The organism is Polaribacter vadi, assembly GCF_001761365.1.
Lineage (GTDB): Bacteria > Bacteroidota > Bacteroidia > Flavobacteriales > Flavobacteriaceae > Polaribacter > Polaribacter vadi.
This window is the reverse complement of sequence record NZ_CP017477.1, coordinates 2,637,690-2,658,851: the sequence shown is the minus strand read 5'-3', so window position 1 is coordinate 2,658,851 and position 21,162 is coordinate 2,637,690. Positions and strand designations below refer to the sequence as shown.

General features: G+C 29.8%; 19 protein-coding genes. 9 read left to right on the top strand and 10 right to left on the bottom strand.

All coding sequences use genetic code 11. The features are described from left to right. The first annotated feature begins 3 nt into the window (after window positions 1–3). The 3 genes from LPB03_RS11475 (at window position 4) to LPB03_RS11470 (ending at window position 2,823) form a co-directional block, all read left to right on the top strand. Window positions 4–1,419 (top strand): hypothetical protein, encoded by a 1,416-nt coding sequence (locus LPB03_RS11475; RefSeq protein ID WP_065319748.1) that lies wholly within the window; start codon window positions 4–6, stop codon window positions 1,417–1,419. An 8-nt stretch (window positions 1,420–1,427) separates the two neighbouring features. Further along, on the top strand, window positions 1,428–1,601 hold the full coding sequence (locus tag LPB03_RS16645; protein WP_157579361.1) for a hypothetical protein: 174 nt from the start codon (window positions 1,428–1,430) through the stop codon (window positions 1,599–1,601). Between the two features lie 319 nt (window positions 1,602–1,920). Continuing rightward, on the top strand, window positions 1,921–2,823 hold the full coding sequence (locus LPB03_RS11470; protein WP_065319747.1) for a histone deacetylase family protein: 903 nt from the start codon (window positions 1,921–1,923) through the stop codon (window positions 2,821–2,823). A gap of 234 nt (window positions 2,824–3,057) precedes the next feature. Here LPB03_RS11470 and LPB03_RS11465 read toward each other — a convergent pair whose 3' ends face one another. The 3 genes from LPB03_RS11465 to LPB03_RS11455 form a co-directional block, all read right to left on the bottom strand. After that, a complete protein-coding gene (locus tag LPB03_RS11465) occupies window positions 3,058–5,208 on the bottom strand; it encodes a xanthine dehydrogenase family protein molybdopterin-binding subunit (RefSeq protein ID WP_065319746.1) in 2,151 nt (716 codons plus the stop codon). 83 nt (window positions 5,209–5,291) lie between these two features. Beyond that, entirely contained in the window at window positions 5,292–5,753 is a 462-nt protein-coding gene (locus LPB03_RS11460; RefSeq protein ID WP_065319745.1) for a (2Fe-2S)-binding protein, read from the bottom strand. A gap of 146 nt (window positions 5,754–5,899) precedes the next feature. Further along, complete coding sequence (locus LPB03_RS11455; RefSeq protein ID WP_065319744.1) at window positions 5,900–6,235, bottom strand: single-stranded DNA-binding protein; 336 nt, start codon at window positions 6,233–6,235, stop codon at window positions 5,900–5,902. A gap of 178 nt (window positions 6,236–6,413) precedes the next feature. On the opposite strand from LPB03_RS11455, the gene LPB03_RS11450 reads away from it, so the two are divergent. Continuing rightward, window positions 6,414–6,767 (top strand): hypothetical protein, encoded by a 354-nt coding sequence (locus tag LPB03_RS11450; protein ID WP_065319743.1) that lies wholly within the window; start codon window positions 6,414–6,416, stop codon window positions 6,765–6,767. 37 nt (window positions 6,768–6,804) lie between these two features. Here the strand turns inward: LPB03_RS11450 and LPB03_RS11445 are convergent, their stop codons facing one another. Further along, entirely contained in the window at window positions 6,805–7,272 is a 468-nt protein-coding gene (locus tag LPB03_RS11445; protein ID WP_065319742.1) for a CBS domain-containing protein, read from the bottom strand. Between the two features lie 105 nt (window positions 7,273–7,377). On the opposite strand from LPB03_RS11445, the gene LPB03_RS11440 reads away from it, so the two are divergent. After that, window positions 7,378–9,675, top strand: a complete 2,298-nt coding sequence (locus tag LPB03_RS11440; protein WP_065319741.1) for a M28 family peptidase — start codon at window positions 7,378–7,380, stop codon at window positions 9,673–9,675. Between the two features lie 78 nt (window positions 9,676–9,753). Here LPB03_RS11440 and pyk read toward each other — a convergent pair whose 3' ends face one another. The 5 genes from pyk to LPB03_RS11415 form a co-directional block, all read right to left on the bottom strand. Further along, complete coding sequence (gene pyk, locus LPB03_RS11435) at window positions 9,754–11,181, bottom strand: pyruvate kinase (RefSeq protein WP_065319740.1); 1,428 nt, start codon at window positions 11,179–11,181, stop codon at window positions 9,754–9,756. Window positions 11,182–11,185: 4 nt separating this feature from the next. Next, window positions 11,186–11,656 carry an IPExxxVDY family protein gene (locus LPB03_RS11430; protein WP_065319739.1) on the bottom strand — a complete coding sequence of 157 codons (471 nt, stop codon included), beginning with the start codon at window positions 11,654–11,656 and terminating at the stop codon, window positions 11,186–11,188. Between the two features lie 93 nt (window positions 11,657–11,749). Continuing rightward, on the bottom strand, window positions 11,750–12,487 hold the full coding sequence (rnc, locus tag LPB03_RS11425; protein ID WP_065319738.1) for a ribonuclease III: 738 nt from the start codon (window positions 12,485–12,487) through the stop codon (window positions 11,750–11,752). A gap of 3 nt (window positions 12,488–12,490) precedes the next feature. Then, entirely contained in the window at window positions 12,491–13,744 is a 1,254-nt protein-coding gene (gene fabF / locus LPB03_RS11420; protein ID WP_065319737.1) for a beta-ketoacyl-ACP synthase II, read from the bottom strand. Window positions 13,745–13,751: 7 nt separating this feature from the next. Further along, complete coding sequence (locus LPB03_RS11415) at window positions 13,752–13,988, bottom strand: acyl carrier protein (protein ID WP_004569249.1); 237 nt, start codon at window positions 13,986–13,988, stop codon at window positions 13,752–13,754. A gap of 175 nt (window positions 13,989–14,163) precedes the next feature. Between LPB03_RS11415 and purN the strand changes: the two genes are divergently transcribed. From purN to LPB03_RS11395, 4 genes are all read left to right on the top strand, one after another. Further along, complete coding sequence (gene purN, locus LPB03_RS11410; protein WP_065319736.1) at window positions 14,164–14,736, top strand: phosphoribosylglycinamide formyltransferase; 573 nt, start codon at window positions 14,164–14,166, stop codon at window positions 14,734–14,736. Next, complete coding sequence (locus LPB03_RS11405) at window positions 14,729–15,367, top strand: ribonuclease H1 domain-containing protein (RefSeq protein WP_065319735.1); 639 nt, start codon at window positions 14,729–14,731, stop codon at window positions 15,365–15,367. Before purN ends, LPB03_RS11405 begins: the two co-directional genes overlap by 8 nt. Window positions 15,368–15,441: 74 nt before the next feature. After that, the gene (locus tag LPB03_RS11400; RefSeq protein ID WP_065319734.1) at window positions 15,442–18,693 is read left to right on the top strand and encodes a VCBS repeat-containing protein; all 3,252 of its coding nucleotides are present in this window, start codon (window positions 15,442–15,444) and stop codon (window positions 18,691–18,693) included. 2 nt (window positions 18,694–18,695) lie between these two features. After that, the gene (locus LPB03_RS11395) at window positions 18,696–20,015 is read left to right on the top strand and encodes a vanadium-dependent haloperoxidase (protein WP_065319733.1); all 1,320 of its coding nucleotides are present in this window, start codon (window positions 18,696–18,698) and stop codon (window positions 20,013–20,015) included. A gap of 401 nt (window positions 20,016–20,416) precedes the next feature. Here LPB03_RS11395 and LPB03_RS11390 read toward each other — a convergent pair whose 3' ends face one another. Continuing rightward, entirely contained in the window at window positions 20,417–21,157 is a 741-nt protein-coding gene (locus LPB03_RS11390; RefSeq protein ID WP_065319732.1) for a succinate dehydrogenase/fumarate reductase iron-sulfur subunit, read from the bottom strand. Window positions 21,158–21,162: the final 5 nt, after the last annotated feature.

Sequence of the window (21,162 nt, the reverse complement as noted above, 5' to 3'; positions counted from 1 at the left end):
AAAATGATAAAGAATATAGTAAGTGCAGTACTTATAAGTTTTAATGTTTCTGTTTTCTGCCAAGAAACATTAGTAAGTTTTCAGAACGATTTAAAAACCTCATCATCAGACATAAAAGATGTAATTCCTGTTGTAAATACAGAAACTGATGAAATAGCTTTTTTTGTTGCTGATGCAAAAAACGTGTATGGATACAAAATTGATGCTAATTTTAAGGTTTCAGAGAAAATATCATCCGAAGAAAAAAGAAGAAAATTTAAGGTTATTATTGGTTCTAGCGCTTCTAAAGACGATTCTTATCGTGTGTTTTTAACCAATAAAAATCAAACAGATTTTGCTTCTGTAAGATTTTCTTTTAAAGATGGTTCCACTTCATTGAAAGAGTTTTCTATCGATAAAAATGAAACATTTATACAAACTGTAGTTTCTAAAAATAAGTTTTACTTAATTGCTGGTTCTAGGTTACATAATAGTTTATCTATTTATACTTTTAACGAAAATGGAGATCCACAAAAAAATAATATAAATGTTACTGACCTAAGGTTTATAGATACTAAAGGTAAAAATAAAAACCTTACTTCTCTTTTAGTAGAAGGTGACGATTTGAATAAATTTGAAGAAAATACACCAAATTCTATCGAATTAACTTCTGAATTTAGAAAAATGTTTGTGAGAGATCATACAATTTTGATCACATTAGATCATCATAAAATGTTTACGCAAGTTCTTCAAATAGATTTGAACACGTTATTAGCAACCTCTTTTCAGTTTAGAAAACCCAAATTAGGTGAAAAAGCAAAAAGAACAAATTCTTATTTAAATGGTGATTATCTTTTTACGTTAGCAACCACTAAAAATGAGTTTACAGTTGAAATTTTAGATTTTGAAACAGGTAATTTAGTAAAAGAGTATTCTGCTACTAAAAACGATTCTATCACTTTTAAAAACACCCCTATTATGCAAGAAGGTGGTTTGCTCGATTCTTATAGAGAATTAGGAAAAACAAAACGATTTTTAGGAAGAATTGCAAATGGGAATACAGGTTTATCTGTTAGAAAAGTAAAAAATAGATACCATTTAACAATTGGTGGTTATATAGTTCAAAATACTGGTGGAGGCATGATGATGCCTTTTGGAGGAATTCCAATTGGTTCTATTGGAGCTGTAACTGTGTTTTTTAATCCTACTCAAATAGCTTTTAATTCTTTTACGAACAACAAAACTACTAGAATTGAATCTTTGTTAGATACCGATTTTAATCATATTCAAGGAGAAATTGAGGAAAATGCTTTTGATAAAATGAAGGAATTTAAATCTAAGAATAAAGGAGGTACCGTTTTTAAGTATAAAGATTTTTTTATAAAAGCAAGGTATAATTCTTCTTCAAAAGATTTTAATTTTAAGAAGTTTACGGATTAAGTTTTTCAATGCTAAAAATTGCGCATCACCCAATTTATTACGATTCAGAATACTTCTTCGATTTACAAAATATTACCTTAAATCAAAAAAAAACTAGAAAAACAGGTATTCCATTATCTGAAGTTTTAATTGAACGTGAAATGATAAATGCTGATGACAGCATAAAAGCTATTCTTAATTGAAAACATTCTTATGTGAAACCTGAAAAGGTTCTTAAAAAAAGGATGAGATGTGAAAAAAACTCCCTTAGAAAAACATCTTCAACCTATAAAACCTTCTATTTAAAGAATTTAATATTCCGTTTATCTAATTTATTACAAATATACTATGCATGCATAGTATATTTGTATGCGCTTAAAAATCCCTCAACAGAAATAGTTTCCCCCAGTTTATCCTGGATTGCTGTTGTAGTTACAACAGCAATTCTTTTTTTTACTTTAATTCTTTTAAACACAAAGCCCTTTTTCTTATTTTGTAGAAATTAAATATTAAGAGTCTACAATGCTAAAAATTGCGCATCACCCAATATATCATCATCCTTTAAAAGAAGGACATCGTTTCCCGATGATAAAATATGATTTACTTCCAGAACAATTAATCTACGAAGGAACTTGCAATAAAGAGCACTTTTTTGAGCCAGAAATTCCTAATAACAAACATTTTTTTACGGTTCACGATTCAGAATACTTCTTCGATTTGTTAAATATTACCTTAAATCAAAAAGCAGCTAGAAGAATAGGTTTTCCATTATCTGAAGTTTTAATAGAACGTGAAATGATTATTGCTGATGGCACCATGAAAGCCAGTGAATTTGCTTTAAAAAATGGAATTTCGATGAATATTGCTGGTGGAACACATCATGCATTTTCGAACAGAGGTGAAGCTTTTTGTATGTTAAATGACCAAGCAATTGGTGCAAAATATTTGCAAAATAAAGGTTTAGCAACTAAAATTCTCATTGTAGATTTAGATGTTCATCAAGGAAATGGAACTGCAGAAATATTCCAACATGATAAAACAGTTTTTACATTTTCGATGCATGGAAAAGGCAATTATCCTTTTATAAAAGAAAAATCTGATTTAGATATTGCGTTAGAGAACGAAACAAAAGATGATGCATATTTATCAATCTTAAAAACAGTTTTACCAAAACTCATCAACCAAGAAAAACCAGATTTCATTTATTATTTATGTGGGGTTGATGTTTTAGAAACTGATAAATTAGGAAAACTTTCTTTAACTATTGAAGGTTGCAAAGAACGAGATCGATTCGTTTTACAAACTTGTTTTAATTTAAAAATTCCTGTAATGTGTTCTATGGGTGGTGGCTATTCTAAAGATGTAAATATTGTTGTAGATGCTCATGCAAATACTTTTAGATTGGCTCAAGAAATTTATTTTTGATGATTTTTGATATCAATAACATTTTACTATTAAAAAACAAGATCAGTATAGAACATACCAACTTCTAGTATAGATAATTTAAAGAGTAAGTAGACCTACTTATCGAAAAAAGCTAAAAACAACTTGTATAATATACTATTTTTGAACTCTCTAACAGAAACACAAAAAATTGTTCCCCAAAATTTATCAGCGTTAAATTTGTCAAGATAAAATTATTTTGGCAAATTTTTTATTTTAACCTAAAACCGAGCTCTTTTTTAACTCATTTAAAAATGGTTGGCTATATAAACGCTTATTTAAAGCTACGTTAATTGCATTCGCAACTGCACCACCTGCAGGAGGTAAACCTGGTTCTCCTAAACCTGTTGGCGATAAATTATTTTCTATAAAATAAACCTCAACTTTTGGTGTTTCTTGCATTCTAATAAGTCTATACGTATCGAAATTTTTGTGAGCTGGCTTACCATCTTTAAAAGAAAAATCTGCATACATTGCATGTCCAATTCCATCTAAAACACCACCTTCAACTTGATTTCTAGCACCTGTTGGATTTACCAAAATTCCACAATCTACAGCAACTGTTACTTTTTTAACGACAGGAAAACCGTCTTTTAAAACAATATCTGCAATTTCTGCAACATGAGTGTTATGAGAGTAATAAGCTGAAAATCCTTGAAAAACTCCTTCTTGTGTGTTGCCCCAATTTCCTTTTTCTCTCACCAATTTAATAGTGTCTTCCATTCTTTGACCAGAATATTCTATTTTATCATCGGTTGAACTTTTTACGTTTTGTAATAAATCTAAACGTAATTGAATCGCGTCAATATTTAATTCAGTGGCTAATTCATCAAAAAATGATTGCTCTGCAAAAGCTAAAAAGTTGGTGTAAGGAGCTCTCCAAGCACCAGTTGTAATATTACTGTTATAATTTGCAGTGTCTACTTTAAAATTTGGAATACAACCTGCAGGAAAAAAGTTAGCAATTGCGCCATACATATTTCCATTAATGCCAGCTTCTTTTAAATAATATCCTGTAACTTTTCCATCTTTTAAAGATGCTTTTATTCTATATTTTATTGCTGGTCTGTAAGTTCCTGCAGTCATGTCATCTTCTCTAGTAAAAACAACTTTTATTGGTTTTTTCGCTAAGCTTGAAATTTCTGCAGCTTCTAAAGCAAAATCTCCATACAAACGTCTTCCAAAACCTCCACCCATTCTTGTCATTTCGCAATGAATTGTTTCTGGTTCTCTTTCTAACAATTGAGCAACTCTACTTACAGTCCATTGTGGCGTTTGAATTGGCCCAACTAAATGAACTTTATCTGCTGTAACATCCGCATAAAAATTCATTGGTTCTAAACAATTATGAGGCAAAAAAGGTGAATGATAAGTTCTTTCAATCACTTTGTCTGCAGTTGCAAAAGCTTGTTTTATATTTCCATCTTCACGTCTAGTCTCAAACTTTTTACCATCTAAAATATCCGTTAAAATTTTATCGTGATTTTCTGTACTTTCTGGATGATCATCTTTATAATTTGCAGTTAAGGCTTTTTTACCTTTCATTGCTGCCCAAGTTGATGTTGCTAAAACAGCAATTTTATCACCAAATTTTATCACCTCTGAAACTCCATTTACAGCTTTTGCTTTGGTAGCATCAAAATCTACTAATTTTTGACCAAAAGCTGGTGGTCTTAAAACAACTGCTATAGCCATTCCTTCAGCTTTATAATCTAAACCAAATAAAGGTTTTCCTGTGATGATTTCATCAATATCTACATTTATAGCATCTTTACCAATAATTGTAAAATCTTCAATTTCCTTTAGTTTTACATTTTCAGGAACTTCCAATAAAGCAGCTTCTTTTACAACTTCTCCATAACCTAATTGGTCTCCATTTGCATTGGTTATAATTCCTTTTGATGTTTTTAATGTTGATGCATCTACATTCCATTTTGCAGCTGCAGCATTTACTAACATTTGTTTTGCAGTTGCTCCTGTTTGCCTTAATGCATCCCAACTACTTCTTATAGATTGACTTCCTCCTGCAACTTGCCTTGTGAAATTTTTAGTATCTAAAGCACCTTGAGCTACTGTTACTTTGCTCCAATCTGCATCTAATTCTTCTGCAATAATCATTGGCATTGCAGTTTTTACTCCTTGCCCAATTTCTGGATTTGGAGAAAAAATTGTTACATAACCTTCATCAGAAATTTTTATAAATGCATTAAAATCGTTGAAGTTTAGACTTGCAACATCTACTGGCATTGCTACTTCTTTTTTACATGCTGTTAAGAAGTTAAAACCAATCAACATTCCTCCACCTGCTAAAACCGACGTTTTTAAAAAGTTTCTTCTACTAAAATTTGTATTAAGTTGAGATTTCATTTTTGTGTAATTTAAGTTCCTATTTTACAGGAAAAACAATTTGAGGTTTTCTCTAGATAAAATTAAGAGAAACAATTTTTATGTTAAGACATTTTTTCTGCAGCCACTTTTACAGCTTTTTCAATTCTATTATAAGAAGCACATCTGCAAATATTGCCATGCATTGCTTGTCTTATTTCTTCTTCAGATGGGTTTTTATTTTCAGCTAAAAAGGCAGAAGCTGTCATAATTTGCCCTGCTTGACAATACCCACATTGTGGTACATCAATTTCTTTCCAAGCTTCTTGAACAGGATGTTTTCCATCTTCAGACAACCCTTCAATCGTTGTTATTTTTACATCGTCTAAAATAGAAACTTGCATTTGGCAACTTCTTGTTGCAATGCCATCTATATGTACTGTACAAGCGCCACATTGTGCAATACCACAACCAAATTTTGTACCCACTAAATTTAGTTCGTCTCTTAAAACCCACAACAAAGGTGTGTCTTCATCAGCAGAAACAGCACGATCTTTTCCATTAATATTTAGTGTATAATTTGGCATCTTATGTATTTTAGAATTGATGTTGTAAGTTACAAAAAAATGATATTATTTTTTAAAATGTTATTATAAATTGATTTTTTACTTTTTCTCCAAAAAAAAGCCTATTCCAAAAGGAATAGGCTAGGTTATATCAACTTTTAAAAATATTACTTTCCTCCCATTAACAACAATTCGTTCACTAAAATTTCAGTAACATATCTTTTTTCGCCTTCTTTAGTATCATAAGATCTGTTGGTTAATTTGCCTTCTACAGCAATTTCCTGCCCTTTTTTTACATACTCTTCTACCACTTTAACCAAACCTCCTTTAATTACAATATTGTGCCAATATGCACGCTCTATTTTGTTTCCTTGATTGTCTTTATAACTATCATCTGTAGCCATCGAAAATTTTGCCATTTTGTTACCATCATTAAAGGTAATAATTTCTGGCTCTTGACCTAATCTACCAATTAACTGTACTTTGTTTCTTAACGTATTCATAAGATAAGTTTTTGTGCACTTTTATTTTAAATGCAAGTTTATAATTTGTTTTTGTTGATGATTTTCAACACTGCAAATTTGCGACACTACTCCACTTTTATTCGGTTACAAAACAATTACTTTCGGTTGTAATTATTTGTAGTCGTTTGTAATTGGATAAATAATTGTATATTTGAGTATGGAAAATAGAAAATGTTTAGAATGCGAAGAAACTGTAAAAGGTAGAGTAGATAAGAAGTTTTGTTCAGATTATTGTAGAAATTCTTATAACAATCGTGTAAATAAAGACAGTAAAAATCTCATCAGAAATATTAATAACCGACTTCGAAAAAATTATAAAATTTTATCTGAATTAAATATTTCTGGTAAAACTAAAGTAAGCAGAACCAAATTATATGATAAAGGTTTCGACTTTCAGTTTTTTACATCTATCTATACTACAAAAACTGGAAACACTTATTTTTATGTTTATAATGAAGGATATTTAGCCCTAGAAAATGAAATGTTCTTACTAATTAGAAAAGAAAAATAATACTTTAAAATCCAAGCAACCTTCGTTATTCCAATTCTTATTTCCAAGTATTTCCTTTCACTTTAATAGCAGCTTTTAAGACATCTTTTTGGCTTAATTGTCCAATTAATTTTCCATTTTCAATTACAGGAAATCTTCTTCTATGTGATGAAATAAATTTAAAAGCAGCATCAAAAATATTCATATCTTTATCAATTGTATCTACATCTGTAACCATGTATTTGCCAACAGTATTGTTCATATCAGCAGGCATATTGTAATATTTTCTTTCAGAAATATGTTTAATACAATCCGTTTCAGAAATAATACCAATCAATTCATTTTTGTCATTTACAACAGGCCCACCAGAAATTTTATGCTTTATCAACAAGTTTATAACATGATCTAAAGAATCATCTGGTTTAAAAGTGATCAATTTCTTAGTCATATAATCTGAGACTAAAATTTGTTCCACCGTTTTTTCTTGTGATGAATCTCGTTTTCCTTGAAAGCTCTTTATACCCATAATAGTTGATTTTAAATTGACTTAAATTTACAGAATTTTATCATTCGTTTTACATTTATAAAAAGTTTTTTTTATTTAGTACATTTATAAAAACTTAAAACCCAAATGAAAAGAGTATCTTTTATCTTATCTGTCCTGATTATTTTGGGCGTTATTTCTTGGAGTTTTTCTGATTTAAAACCTGCTTTACCGAAAGAAAAATCAACTTTAAAAACAGATTTCTCTTTAGATAATGCATTATTTCATTTAAAAAATATTAGCGAAAAAGCACATTTTGTAGGTTCTGAAAACCATAAAAAAGTACAAGATTACATTGTTGCAGAATTGCAAAAAATGGGATTAGAAACTGAAATTCAGACACAAACTGCCATCAATAAAAAATGGATTGCTGGAACTACAGCCGAAAATATTTTAGCAAGAATTAAAGGTTCTGAAAATAGTAAAGCTTTATTGCTGCTTACACATTATGATTCAAACCCACATTCTTCTGTGGGTGCAAGTGATGCTGGCTCTGGAGTTGTAACAATTTTAGAAGGAATAAGAGCGTATTTAGCGAAAAACGAAACTCCAAAAAATGATATCATTATTCTTATTTCTGATGCTGAAGAATTAGGTTTACTTGGTGCACAAGCTTTTGTGGATGAACATTCTTGGACAAAAGACATTGGTTTGGTTTTAAATTTTGAAGCTAGAGGAAGTGGAGGCCCAAGTTATATGTTGATGGAAACCAATGGAAAAAACAGTAAATTATTATCAGAATTTTTAGCTGCAAAACCCAATTTTCCTGTGGCAAATTCTTTAATGTATAGCATTTATAAACGCTTGCCAAATGACACAGATTTAACCGTTTTTAGACAAGATGCCAACATTAACGGTTTTAATTTTGCTTTTATTGATGATCATTTCGATTATCATACAGCACAAGATTCTTACGAACGTTTAGATAGAGAAACCTTGTTACATCAGGCAGATTATTTAACGACTTCGCTTAATTATTTTGCAAATTCTGATTTAACAAATTTAAACTCTGATGTTGATTATGTCTACGTTAATTTTCCATTTATAAAAATGTTAACGTACCCATTTTCTTATGTTACACCAATGCTAATTACTGCTGGAATTATTTTTCTAATGTTACTTTTTTTTGGTATTTCACTAAATAAAATTACTATAAAAGGTGTTTTAAAAGGATTTATTCCGTTTTTAGTTTCAATCATTTTATGTGGTGCAATTTCTTTTTATGGTTGGAAATTATTAGAAATAATTCATCCACAATATCAAGACATGTTGCATGGTTTTACTTATAATGGTCATGTATATATTATCGCCTTTGTTTTCTTAAATCTTTGGATTCTTTTAAAAACCTACAGCTATTTTAGAAAACAAGAAAAAATTATAGATTTAATAGTTGCACCAATTTTCGTTTGGTTACTCATCAACTTTTTAATTTTGGAAGATTTTAAAGGTGCTGGTTTTTTAATAATTCCTGTTTTTACAGCGTTATTAATCTTTGCAATTGGCGTTTTTATGAATTTAGAACATCGTTCTAAACGAATTTTATCAACCCTATTATTTATACCAACTATTTATATTTTTGCTCCTTTAATACAAATGTTCCCTGTTGGTTTAGGACTTAAAAACCTAGTAATTAGTGGTGTTTTAATCGCTTTAATTTTTGGATTGATGATTCCTGTATTTTATCAGAAAAAAACAACATGGTTATTAAAGTTAACGGGTGTTTTTGCTATTATTTTCCTCGGTTATGCAAGCTACACAAGTGGTTTCTCTGTTGATAACAAAAAACCAAATAGTATTGTTTACATTCAAAATTCAGATGATAAAACAGCTTATTTTGGCACCTATAATACCACTTTAGATACATACACAAAACAAATTTTTGATGATACCTCTATAAAGGGAAGTATTGCAAATGCAGAAACAAAAAGTAAATACAATACACGTTTTACGTATCATAAAAAAACTGATTTTAAAAACATTCCATCTTCAGATATTAGTGTTGATTTAGATACTATTATTGGCGAAAATCGTTTTTTAGAGCTTGTTGTAACTCCCAATAGAAAAGTAAATAAATTAGAGTTTATTACTAAAAATAAAATAACGCTTAAACAATTTAAAGTAAATGATGCTTTGGTTTTAAAAGGCAAAAATTACAGCACCAAAACAGGAACTTTCTTGGTCTATACTTTAGGAAATGCTGATGAAGATGTTACACTATCCTTTATGGTAAACAAAGACGAAAAATTAGATTTTATCTTAAATGAAGTTTCTTATGATTTATTAACAAATCCAAATTTTTCGATAAACGCAAGATCAGAAGAAATGATGCCAATGCCTTTTGTAACGAATGATGCTATTATTATCAGCAAGAAATTGGAGTTATAATAAATTTATTAAACACTTATAAACTAAAAAAGCATTCTGAAAAATCAGAATGCTTTTTTATATATTGAAAAAAATTATTTATCCAATTTCAGAAACACGTAATGTATTTACCATTCCTTTTGCTTCTGCTGGCATAGATGCAAGGTTAATTACAATATCGCCAGTTTTTACAAAACCTTTGTCTTTTGCTATTTGATTGATATCTTCTACAGTATCATCTGTCGTTAGATTTTTATCATAATAAAAAGCTCTTACACCCCAAAGAAGGTTTAGTTTCCCTAAGATTCTTTTATCAGTAGAGAATGCTAAAACGTGTGTTCTTGGTCTCCAAGCAGAAATTTGAAATGCTGTATAACCACTGTTTGTTAATGTACAAATTGCTGATGCATCTGTATGATTTGACATCATTGCTGCATGATGACAAATTGATTTTGTGATAAATCTATTCGTTCTAATATGAGGTGCTTCTTGTGGCACTTTTATCATTCTAGAATTTTCTACACTTCTAATAATTTCAGACATTTTCTGAATCACTCTAATTGGGTGTTTCCCAACAGAAGTTTCTCCAGAAAGCATTACTGCATCTGCACCATCCATAATAGAATTGGCAACATCATTAACCTCTGCTCTTGTTGGTACAGAGTTTTCAATCATAGTTTCCATCATTTGTGTTGCAATAATTACAGGAATTCTTGCTCTTTTTGCTCTTCTAACTAATTTTTTCTGAATTAAAGGCACATCTTGCATAGGTATTTCTACACCTAAATCTCCACGAGCTACCATTAAGGCATCACAATAAGGAATTAATGCATCTAAATTTTTAACAGCCTCTGGCTTTTCTATTTTTGCAATAATTGGCACTCTGTATTCTGAATGTTCTGCAATTAAATCACGTAACATTCTTAAATCTTCTGGAGTTCTTACAAAAGATAAAGCCATCCAATCTACATTTAAACCTAATGCAAAAATGGCATCTTCTTTATCTTTCTTTGTTAAAGCTGGTAAAGAAATTGCTGTGTTTGGTAAGTTTACACCTTTTTTAGATTTTAAAGCACCACCAACAATTACATTTACAATTACTTCGTCTTTTTTGTTGGTAGAAGCAACTTCAAACATTAATTTACCATCATCAACCAAAATATGTTCTCCTACTTTTACATCTTTAGGAAAACGTTTGTAGGTCATAAAAGCTTTTTCTTTTGTACCAATACACTTTTCAGTTGTAAATTTAAAGGTATCTCCGTCATTTAAAACAACTCCATCTTCCATAACTCCAACACGAAGTTTTGGCCCTTGTAAATCTGCTAAAATGGCAATATTAAAACCATTTTCTTCATTAATTTCTCTAATGATTTTTACTTTGTTTTTAACATCTTCATAATCTGCATGAGAAAAATTGATTCTAAAAACATTCACTCCGTTTTTAGCTAACTCTGTTAAAATTTCTTTTGTATCAGTTGCTGGTCCTAAGGTTGCAACTATTTTTGTTTTATTATTATGTGGCATATTTTTAAATTATTAAAAAGTCTTTAGACTTTAATGTATTTTTATCAATTGAATAAGAGGTAATTACTTGATCTATCGTTTTAATTTTATCGATTGTTTTTACAACAAAACTATAGGATACGTTTCCAGAAATTTTAATAAAGAAATCAACTTTTTTCTTTTCTGGTATTAAATATGTTTTTGTTTCTGTTGTTAATAATAGCTCATTAGATTCTGTTTGATTTTCTCTTTTCGAACTATTTGCTATTAAAAACCATTCAAATTCATATTCTAAATTTGAGTAATTGTATAATGAGAAAGCTGTTTTTTTTGACAACTCCTCGATATGTAAATCTTTTTTAGATTTAGAAAAACTAGTTCCTAAAATTTTATTCAGTAAATAGGCTAGTTTATAATCTTCTAATGTAGTATGAATTCCTATTAAAGAGTATTCGTCTTCACATAAACTATCTAAACCTAATGAATGAATTTGCATAAACAGAAATTAGCTTTTTATCCTTTTAAGGGAGTGCTAATTTACTAATAGTTTATGAGATTTTTGAGGATATTCACGAAAACGTTATCGTAGTTAGTCAGCTGAAATTTGACTTTGAAACGCATAATAAACTCTTTTGGAAGCTTGTTCTTCTGCCTTTTTTTTTGATGTTGCTCTGCCTTTTGCAACTTGCTCACCATCTATACTTACCTTAACACTAAAATGTTTTATAGGTTCATTCCCAGAATCTTCATAGGTATCAAACTTATATTTTTTCTTTTGCTTTTGGCACCATTCTATAATTAAACCTTTGTAGCTTGTTATCTTTCCTTCTAGTTTTTCAATATCAACATAAGGATCAATTACATTTTCAAAAATAAATTTTTGAGAAAAATTATATCCTTTATCTAAATAAATAGCTCCTACTAATGCTTCGAAAATATTACCATGAATATTATCGCCAACATTGGCTTCATCTACATTACTATTTATAAAACGAATTAAATCTAAATCTTTCCCTAATTCATTTAAATGCTCTCTGCTTACAATTTTAGAGCGCATTTGTGTTAAATATCCTTCTGAACCTGTAGGAACCTTTTTGTATAAATAAGCAGCAATAACAGAACCTAAAATAGAATCTCCTAAAAACTCTAAGCGTTCATAATTTATAGGATTCCCATCTTCATCTAACATTTGCACAGATCTATGTGTAAATGCCTTTTTATATTTATTAATACTTCTTGGAGAAAAATTAAGTAATTTCTTTAATTCGTTATATAACTCTTTATCTTCTATAGATTTAGTGTTAACTATTTTACGAATAAAGTTCATATATTATTCCTCTAGTTTCTTAAAGGCTACACAAGCATTATGCCCACCAAAACCAAACGTGTTGCTCATAGCAACATTAATGTCTCTTTTTTGAGCTTTATTAAGTGTAAGATTTAAAGCTGGATTAATATTTTCATCTGCAACAGTATGGTTTATTGTTGGTGGAACTATGCCATGTTTCATTGCCAAAATAACAGCAATGGATTCTATAGCACCAGCTGCACCTAATAAATGCCCTGTCATAGATTTTGTAGAATTAATGTTGATGTTTTTAGCATGTTCACCAAAAACAGCTGAAATTGCTTTTAATTCTGCAACATCACCTAAAGGTGTAGAAGTACCATGTGTATTAATATGATCTACATCTTCTGGTTGAATTCCTGAATTTTCTAAACAGTTTTTCATTACTGCAATTACACCCAAACCTTCTGGATGTGGAGCTGTCATATGATACGCATCAGAAGACATTCCTCCTCCAATTACCTCTGCATAAATAGTTGCTCCTCTTGCTTTGGCATGTTCGTATTCTTCTAAAATAATAGCGCCTGCACCTTCACCTAAAACAAAACCATCACGTTCTGCATCAAAAGGTCTTGAGGCAGTTTCTGGACTTTCATTTCTTGTAGATAAAGCATGCATTGCATTAAACCCTCCAACACCAGCAAAAGCAATAGCAGCTTCAGAGCCACCAGTTACAATTACATCACAGTGTCCAAGTCTAATGTAGTTTAAAGCATCTATCATTGCATTTGCAGAAGACGCACATGCAGAAACAGTTGTATAATTTGGCCCCATAAATCCATTTTTAATGGAAATATTTCCTGGAGCAATATCTGCAATCATTTTTGGGATAAAGAAAGGATTAAATCTAGGAGTTCCATCACCAGCCTGAAAATTCATAGCTTCGTTTTGGAACGTTTCTAAACCACCAATTCCTGCTCCCCAAATTACGCCAACGCGAAATTTGTTAATTTTGTCTAAATCTAAACCAGCATCTAAAATTGCTTCATCTGAAGCAACCATAGCATACTGTGTAAATCTATCCATTTTACGTGCTTCTTTCCTGTCTATAAAGTCAGTTGCTGTAAAACCCTTTAATTCACATGCAAAACGAGTTTTGAACTTGGCAGCATCAAAATAAGTGATAGGCGCTGCTCCACTAACTCCGTTAATTAAAGCGTTCCAATATTGTTCAATATTATTACCAATTGGCGTTAATGCGCCAAGTCCAGTGACTACAACTCGTTTTAACTGCATATAAATATTACTTTTTTGCTTCTTCTATATAGCTAACTGCCTGACCAACTGTTCCGATATTTTCGGCTTGATCGTCTGGAATTTGAATATCGAATTCTTTTTCGAACTCCATAATAAGTTCAACAGTATCTAAAGAATCTGCTCCTAAATCGTTTGTGAAGCTAGCTTCTGTTGTTACTTCATTATCGTCTACTCCTAATTTATCTACGATAATAGCTTTTACTCTTGATGCAATGTCTGACATAATTTTGTTTGTTTTTAAAATTTTAATCGAGGCAAAAATACGAATCTTATTAATTCTAACTAACTTTTGCTTAAAAAATTGATGACGAAAGATAATTAAATTTGTTTAATCCCTTTTAATAATTACCCTTTTTCTTAATTATTATTCTTTTTTTTGTACTCTAGAGATGTAAGTTATGAAGCGTATTGTTATTTTTGCTTCTGGTTCTGGAACGAACGCAGAAAACATTATTAAATTTTTTAATCATACTAAAACTGCTAAAGTTACTCAAGTGCTTTGTAACAATGAACATGCCAAAGTTTTTGATCGATGTAAAAACTTGAATGTAAATTGTTTACACTTTAACAAAGAAGCTTTTTTTACTTCGGATAAAATACTAAAGCTCTTAAAAGAGCAAGCAGATTTTATTATTTTAGCTGGTTTTTTATGGAAAATTCCACAGAAAATTGTGGATGCCTTTCCTAATAACATCATTAATATTCATCCTGCATTATTACCAAAATATGGTGGAAAAGGAATGTATGGAATGAATGTACATAAAGCTGTAAAAGAAAATAAAGAAGCAGAAACTGGCATCACAATTCATTATGTAAATGCTAATTATGATGAAGGAGCTGTCATTTTTCAGGCAAAAACACCTTTAAATGATACAGATACTCCTGAAACTATTGCTCAAAAGATTCATATTTTAGAGCAACAATACTTTCCTAGAATTATAGAAAGCACAATTTTAGAAATTAATGAGTAAAAAAAAGAAGTTTTACGTAGTTTGGAATGGAAGAAAAACAGGTGTTTTTACTTCTTGGAAAGTTGTTAAAAAACAAGTAGATGGCTTTGAAAATGCGCAATATAAATCTTTTAGTAGTTTAGACGAAGCCGAAATTGCATCTAAAAAAAAATATGATGATTATAAAGGTAAAAACACGACCAAACCAACTTTATCATCTTTAGAAAAAGAGAAATATGGGAGACCTATTTTAGAGAGTATTTCTGTTGATGCTGCTTGCGCTGGTAATCCTGGTAAAATGGAATATAGAGGTGTTTTAACGAATAATAAGCAGCAAATCTTCATAAAAGGACCTTTTAAAAGAGGTACCAATAATATTGGTGAATTTTTAGCTTTGGTGCATGGAATTGCGCTCTTAAAAAGTAAAAATCAGCATAACTTACCTATTTATTCGGATTCTAAAATTGCCATGAGCTGGATCCGTCAAAAGAAATGTAAAACGAATCTTCATTTTGATGCTTCCAATAATGATCTTTTAGAACTCATTAAAAGAGCTGAAAACTGGCTAAAAGAAAATACCTTTAAAAACCCAATCTTAAAATGGGAAACCAAAGCTTGGGGAGAAATTCCTGCAGATTTTGGGAGGAAGTAACAAATGTTAATTTTGTTAAAATTATGTTAACATAATTTTATATATTTGTGAAAACCAATCATTTTTTAGCAAATATGTCGAAAAAACTACCTTTTTTGATTTTATTTTCATTGATATTAATCAGTTTTAGTTGTAAAAACGAAGATGAAAATATACATCAAGATTACCTTTTAAATAAAATCCCAAATTCTAAAACCAAAATAAACTTTAAAAATCATCTAACAGAAGATGCGCAACATAGTATTATAAATTACATCTATTTTTATAATGGTGGAGGTGTTTCTGCAGGCGATATAAATAATGATGGCTTACCAGATTTGTATTTTGTTTCTAATCAAAATGAAAACAAATTATACCTCAATAAAGGAAATTTAACGTTTGAGGATATTACAGAAAAAGCAAATGTAAAAGGAAGTTCTGATTGGAGCACTGGAACAACAATGGTAGATATTAATAACGATGGTTTATTAGATATTTACGTCTGTGTAGTTTCAGAATTATTAGATTTTAAAGGTCATAATGAATTATTTATCAATAATGGTGATGGAACTTTTACTGAAAAAGCCAAAGAATATGGCTTAGATTTTAAAGGATATTCTACACAAGCTTACTTTTTTGATTATGATAAAGATGGTGATTTAGACGTTTATATTGTAAACCACGCAGTTCATACAAGTTTATCTCATGGAAAAGCATCACAAAGAAATAAAAGAGTTGCTTTGACTGGTGATGTTTTAATGCAAAACAACAATGGAAAATTTAAAGACGTAAGTGAAAAAGCGAATATTTTTGGTGGCGTAAATGGATATGGTTTAAGTGCTTCTATTGCAGATTTTAATAATGATGGTTGGGATGATATTTATGTTTGTAACGATTTTCATGAAGATGATTATTATTATATTAACCAAAAAGATGGAACATTTTCTGAAACTCTAGATCAATCATTTTCTACCATTAGTCGTTTTTCTATGGGTAGTGATGCTGCTGATATTAATGGAGATGATTTGCAAGACATCATTACTTTAGATATGTTGCCAAATGAAGAAAAATGGTTAAAAGAAACTGAAGGTGATGATGCTATGTTAAATATGCAGACTAATCTTAAAGATTTAGGTTATAAAGACCAATATTCTAGAAATATGCTTCAGATAAATACATCTAAAAATTATTTTTATGAAACAGCCCTTTTTAATGGAGTTGCAGATACAGATTGGAGTTGGGCTCCACTTTTTGCTGATTTTAATAATGATGGACATCAAGATTTATTTATTTCTAATGGTATTTTAAGAAGACCAAATGGTTTAGATTTTAAAAAATATGTATCTAGTACCTTCAAAAAATATGGACAACAAAAAGGGTTAGATTGGTTGTATAAGTCAATTAATGAAATGCCTAGTGGAAAAGTTCCGAATCAAATATTTGAAGGTAATTCGAATCAATTTAAAGAAAAAACAGGTAGTTGGATTGAGAAAACACCATCACTTTCTAACGGTTCCTTATATGTAGATTTAGATTTAGATGGCGATTTAGATCTTGTTACCAATAATGTAAATGAATTCGCTAGCGTTTTTGAAAACACAACAAATGGCACAAAAAATTACACCACAATTCAATTAAAATATCAAGAAAAAAATAAGGAAGCTATTGGTGCTAAAGTGTTTTTATACGCCAATGGCACAAAACAATCTAAACAAGTTTTTAAGTCGAGAGGTTTTTTATCATCTACTGAAGCAAAAGTAAATTTTGGACTAGGTAGTATTTCTAAAATTGATTCTATTGTTATTGTTTGGCCAAATTTAATGCATCAAAAAATTGAGAATTTACAAGCAAACCAGCTTTTAAAAATCGATTATAATAGTGAACTAGCTGTTCTAAAAAATGAAAAAGTTGAGAAACCACTAACTTTTTTTAGTGAAGAAAAATTAATTTCTTATAAACACGAAGAAGATACCTATAACGACTTTTTTAACGAACGTTTAATTCCTTATAAAATATCCACTTTAGGACCTGCTTTTGCTATTGGTGATGTTGATAAAAATGGTTTTGATGATATTTTTATTGGTGGCGCTTCTGGACAAACTGCTACTTTATATTTAAATAACGGAAAATCATTTAAAAAATCAACACAAAATCAATTTGAAAAAGATGCAAAATTCGAAGATAATGATGCTGTTTTTTTTGATGCTGATAATGATGGTGATTTAGATTTGTATGTTGCAAGTGGTGTAAACAAAAGCAGAAATAAAAACTTTGAGATTGACAGATTGTACATCAATCGAAATGGCACATTTGTTAAGAATAATAAAAAAATGATGTTAAATCCTTTAAATACCTCTACAGTAATTGCTTATGATTATAACACTGATGGAAATGATGATTTGTTTATTGGTAATTTATCGAATCCTGATAGTTTTGGAGCAACAGTAAATTCAGCAATTTTAACCAATGATAATGGTAACTTTAACGTTGGTTTAAAATTTATTTTTAATGGTAGAATTACAGATGCAATTTGGAGCGATATAAATAACGATAATCAAAAAGATTTGCTAATTGTGTCAGAATGGGATTCTCCTAAAATTTATATTAACAAAAACGGAAATTTAACATTACAAGAAATGCCAAATAACTTGAATGGTCTTTGGCAAAGCATTGCTACTTTTGATGTTGATTTAGATGGTGACCAGGATATTGTTTTAGGAAATTGGGGAGAGAACAATCGTTTCTCAAAATATATTGAAAATCCTATTTATTTATATCATGGAGATTTTGATAAAAACGGAAAAAAAGAAAGTATCATCGCTTATAAAATTGGCGACAATTACTATCCTTTACAAACAAAAGATGAGCTTTCTTCTCAAATGAATTTTATTAGTAAGAAATTTTTAAATCACACAGATTTTGCATTACAATCTATAGAAACCATTTTTGGAGCAGATGTTTTAAAAGACGCTAAAAAAAGCAGTATAGATATTCTTTCTTCAGGGTATTTGGAAAACGAAAATGGTACTTTTAAGAACTTCGTTCCATTTATTGCAAAATTACAAGTGGCGCCAATTACCTCTTTTTCTGAAATAGAAATAAACAAACAAAAACAACTTTTAATAAGCGGAAATTCTTTAAAAGTAAATACCTATCATGGAGGTTATAAATCTTTAAAAGGCTTTTTAATGGCTTCTAAAGATGATGTGAAACCAGTTTCTGAAATGGGCTTAAAACCTTTTAATAATCAAGTAAAAGAAACAGCTGTTATAAAAATGAAAGATAAAAATGTTTTATTAATCATTGCTAATAACGATAGTTTAAAAACTTACACTTATAAAAATTAACAATGCAATTTCTCTCACGTTTTATCCTATTCATATTTTTATTTTCTTTTTTATCTTGTAACAAAGAGTCTATTAGAATTACTCCAAACGACTATCATTTAATGGTAGATAAATTAACGGAGGTAATGATTCACGATATTTTTTCTCCACCAGTTGCTAGTCGTATTTACGCCTATCCAAACATTGCTGCTTACCAAGTTTTAAATTCAGAAAATGGTGTTTATCAATCTTTAGAAAACCAACTAAATGAATTAAAAAATATTTCCACTATTTCTTTTGATAAAAAGGCAAACAAACAATTAGCTGCCTTAATTGCTTATTTAGATGTTGCCAAAGAAGTTGTTTTCTCCAAAGAAAAAATAACTGTTTTTAGAGATAGTTTATATAACAATTGGGAACAAAAAAATAATACAGAATTTACAGCTTCAAAAAAATATGCATTAGCTATTTCTAAATCTATTTTAGAATGGATGCATGCAGATATGTATAAAGAAACCCGAACTATGCCAGCTTTTAATGTGTATTCTGATGATGCTTCTAGATGGCAACCAACACCTCCTGCTTACATGCAAGGTATCGAACCTAACTGGAGTAAAATTCGACCATTTGTTTTAGATTCTGCTGCTCAGTTTAAACCAATTCCGCCTCCAAAATTTTCTATGGAAAAAGGAACTCCTTTTCATACAGAATTAATGGATCTTTATAATTTAACGAACGAAATTATAAAAAAAGGAAATGATTCTGAAGAAGTTGCTATTGCCCAGTTTTGGGATTGTAACCCTTTTGTAGTTGTTAATAAAGGACATTTTATGTTTGCCTCTAAGAAAATAACTCCAGGTGCTCATTGGATTGGTATTTGCAAAATAGCCACTCAAAAGAGTAATTCAGATTTTGAAAAAACCGTTTTTGTATACACTAAAACTTCCATTGCAATTACAGATGCTTTTATAAGTTGTTGGGATGAAAAATATAGAAGTAACCTTATAAGGCCAGAAACTTTAATTAATAAATATATTGATGAAGATTGGTATCCATTATTACAAACGCCTCCTTTTCCTGAATACACAAGTGGACATTCTGTTGTTTCTGGAGCTTCAGCAGAAGTTTTAACTGATATTTTTGGAGATAATTTTGCTTTTGATGATACAACTGAAATTCCCTACGGATTGCCAACAAGAAGTTTTACATCGTTTAGAGATGCTGCAAAAGAAGCTGCAATTAGCAGAATTTATGGAGGAATCCATTACAATGCTGCAGTTGAAAATGGTTTAACCCAAGGCATCAATATTGGTAATTTTATAATTAAAAAATTAGAATTTTAGTTTACAAATTGTACCCAATACTAAACATCACAATTCTTGGTAAAATAAAGGTTTTACAATCTGAAATTAAAAAATCTGAAAAGCTATTGCTTTGTTTAAATTGTGCATTAAACACATTTTGAGAGGTTATTTTATAGCTCCAAGCAGAATTTTCGCCTTTGTAAGAAAGTGTGGCATTTGCAATTTCATAGGTGTTTTTTTTACCTAATGTTTTATATTCATCTTAAAAATTTTTGATGCAAACCTTAGCGATTTTTTTAAAGATTTTAAGGGTTTTAAGGAAAAAGAAATACTATTATAAACTGCAAAACCCAAAACTAAAATTAGTTTTGGGTTTTGTAATAAGTTCTCGATACAATTTTTCAAAAAAGAAAAAATCACTCAAACTGACAGTATTATAATTAGATAGAAGCTTTCATTAACTCTCTGTTCATTCTTGCAATATTTTCTAAAGATATACCTTTTGGGCATTCTACTTCACAAGCACCAGTGTTTGTACAGTTTCCAAAACCTTCTAAATCCATTTGTGCAACCATATTTCTAACTCTGTCTGCAGCTTCTACTTGTCCTTGAGGTAATAAAGCATATTGAGATACTTTTGCTCCTACAAATAACATTGCTGATCCATTTTTACAACTAGCCACACAAGCTCCACAACCAATACAAGTTGCAGCATCCATTGCTGTATCTGCAGCAACTTTAGGAATAGGAATTGAGTTTGCATCTTGCGTATTTCCAGAAGTATTTACAGAAATATATCCTCCAGATTGCTGAATTCTATCAAAAGAAGTTCTATTAACCACTAAATCTTTAATTACTGGAAATGCAGCAGATCTAAATGGCTCTATAGTTATAGTATCTCCATCTTTAAACATTCTCATGTGTAATTGACACGTTGTTACGCCTCTGTCTGGTCCATGAGCTTCTCCATTAATATACATAGAGCACATACCACAAATTCCTTCTCTACAATCATGATCAAAAGCTACTGGTTCTTCACCAGCATTTACTAATTGCTCATTCAAAACATCCATCATTTCTAAAAAAGACATGTGTTCTGAAATTTCAGTAACTTTATAATCTACCATTTGACCCTTTGAACTTGAGTCTTTTTGTCTCCAAATTTTTAATGTTAAATTCATTTATT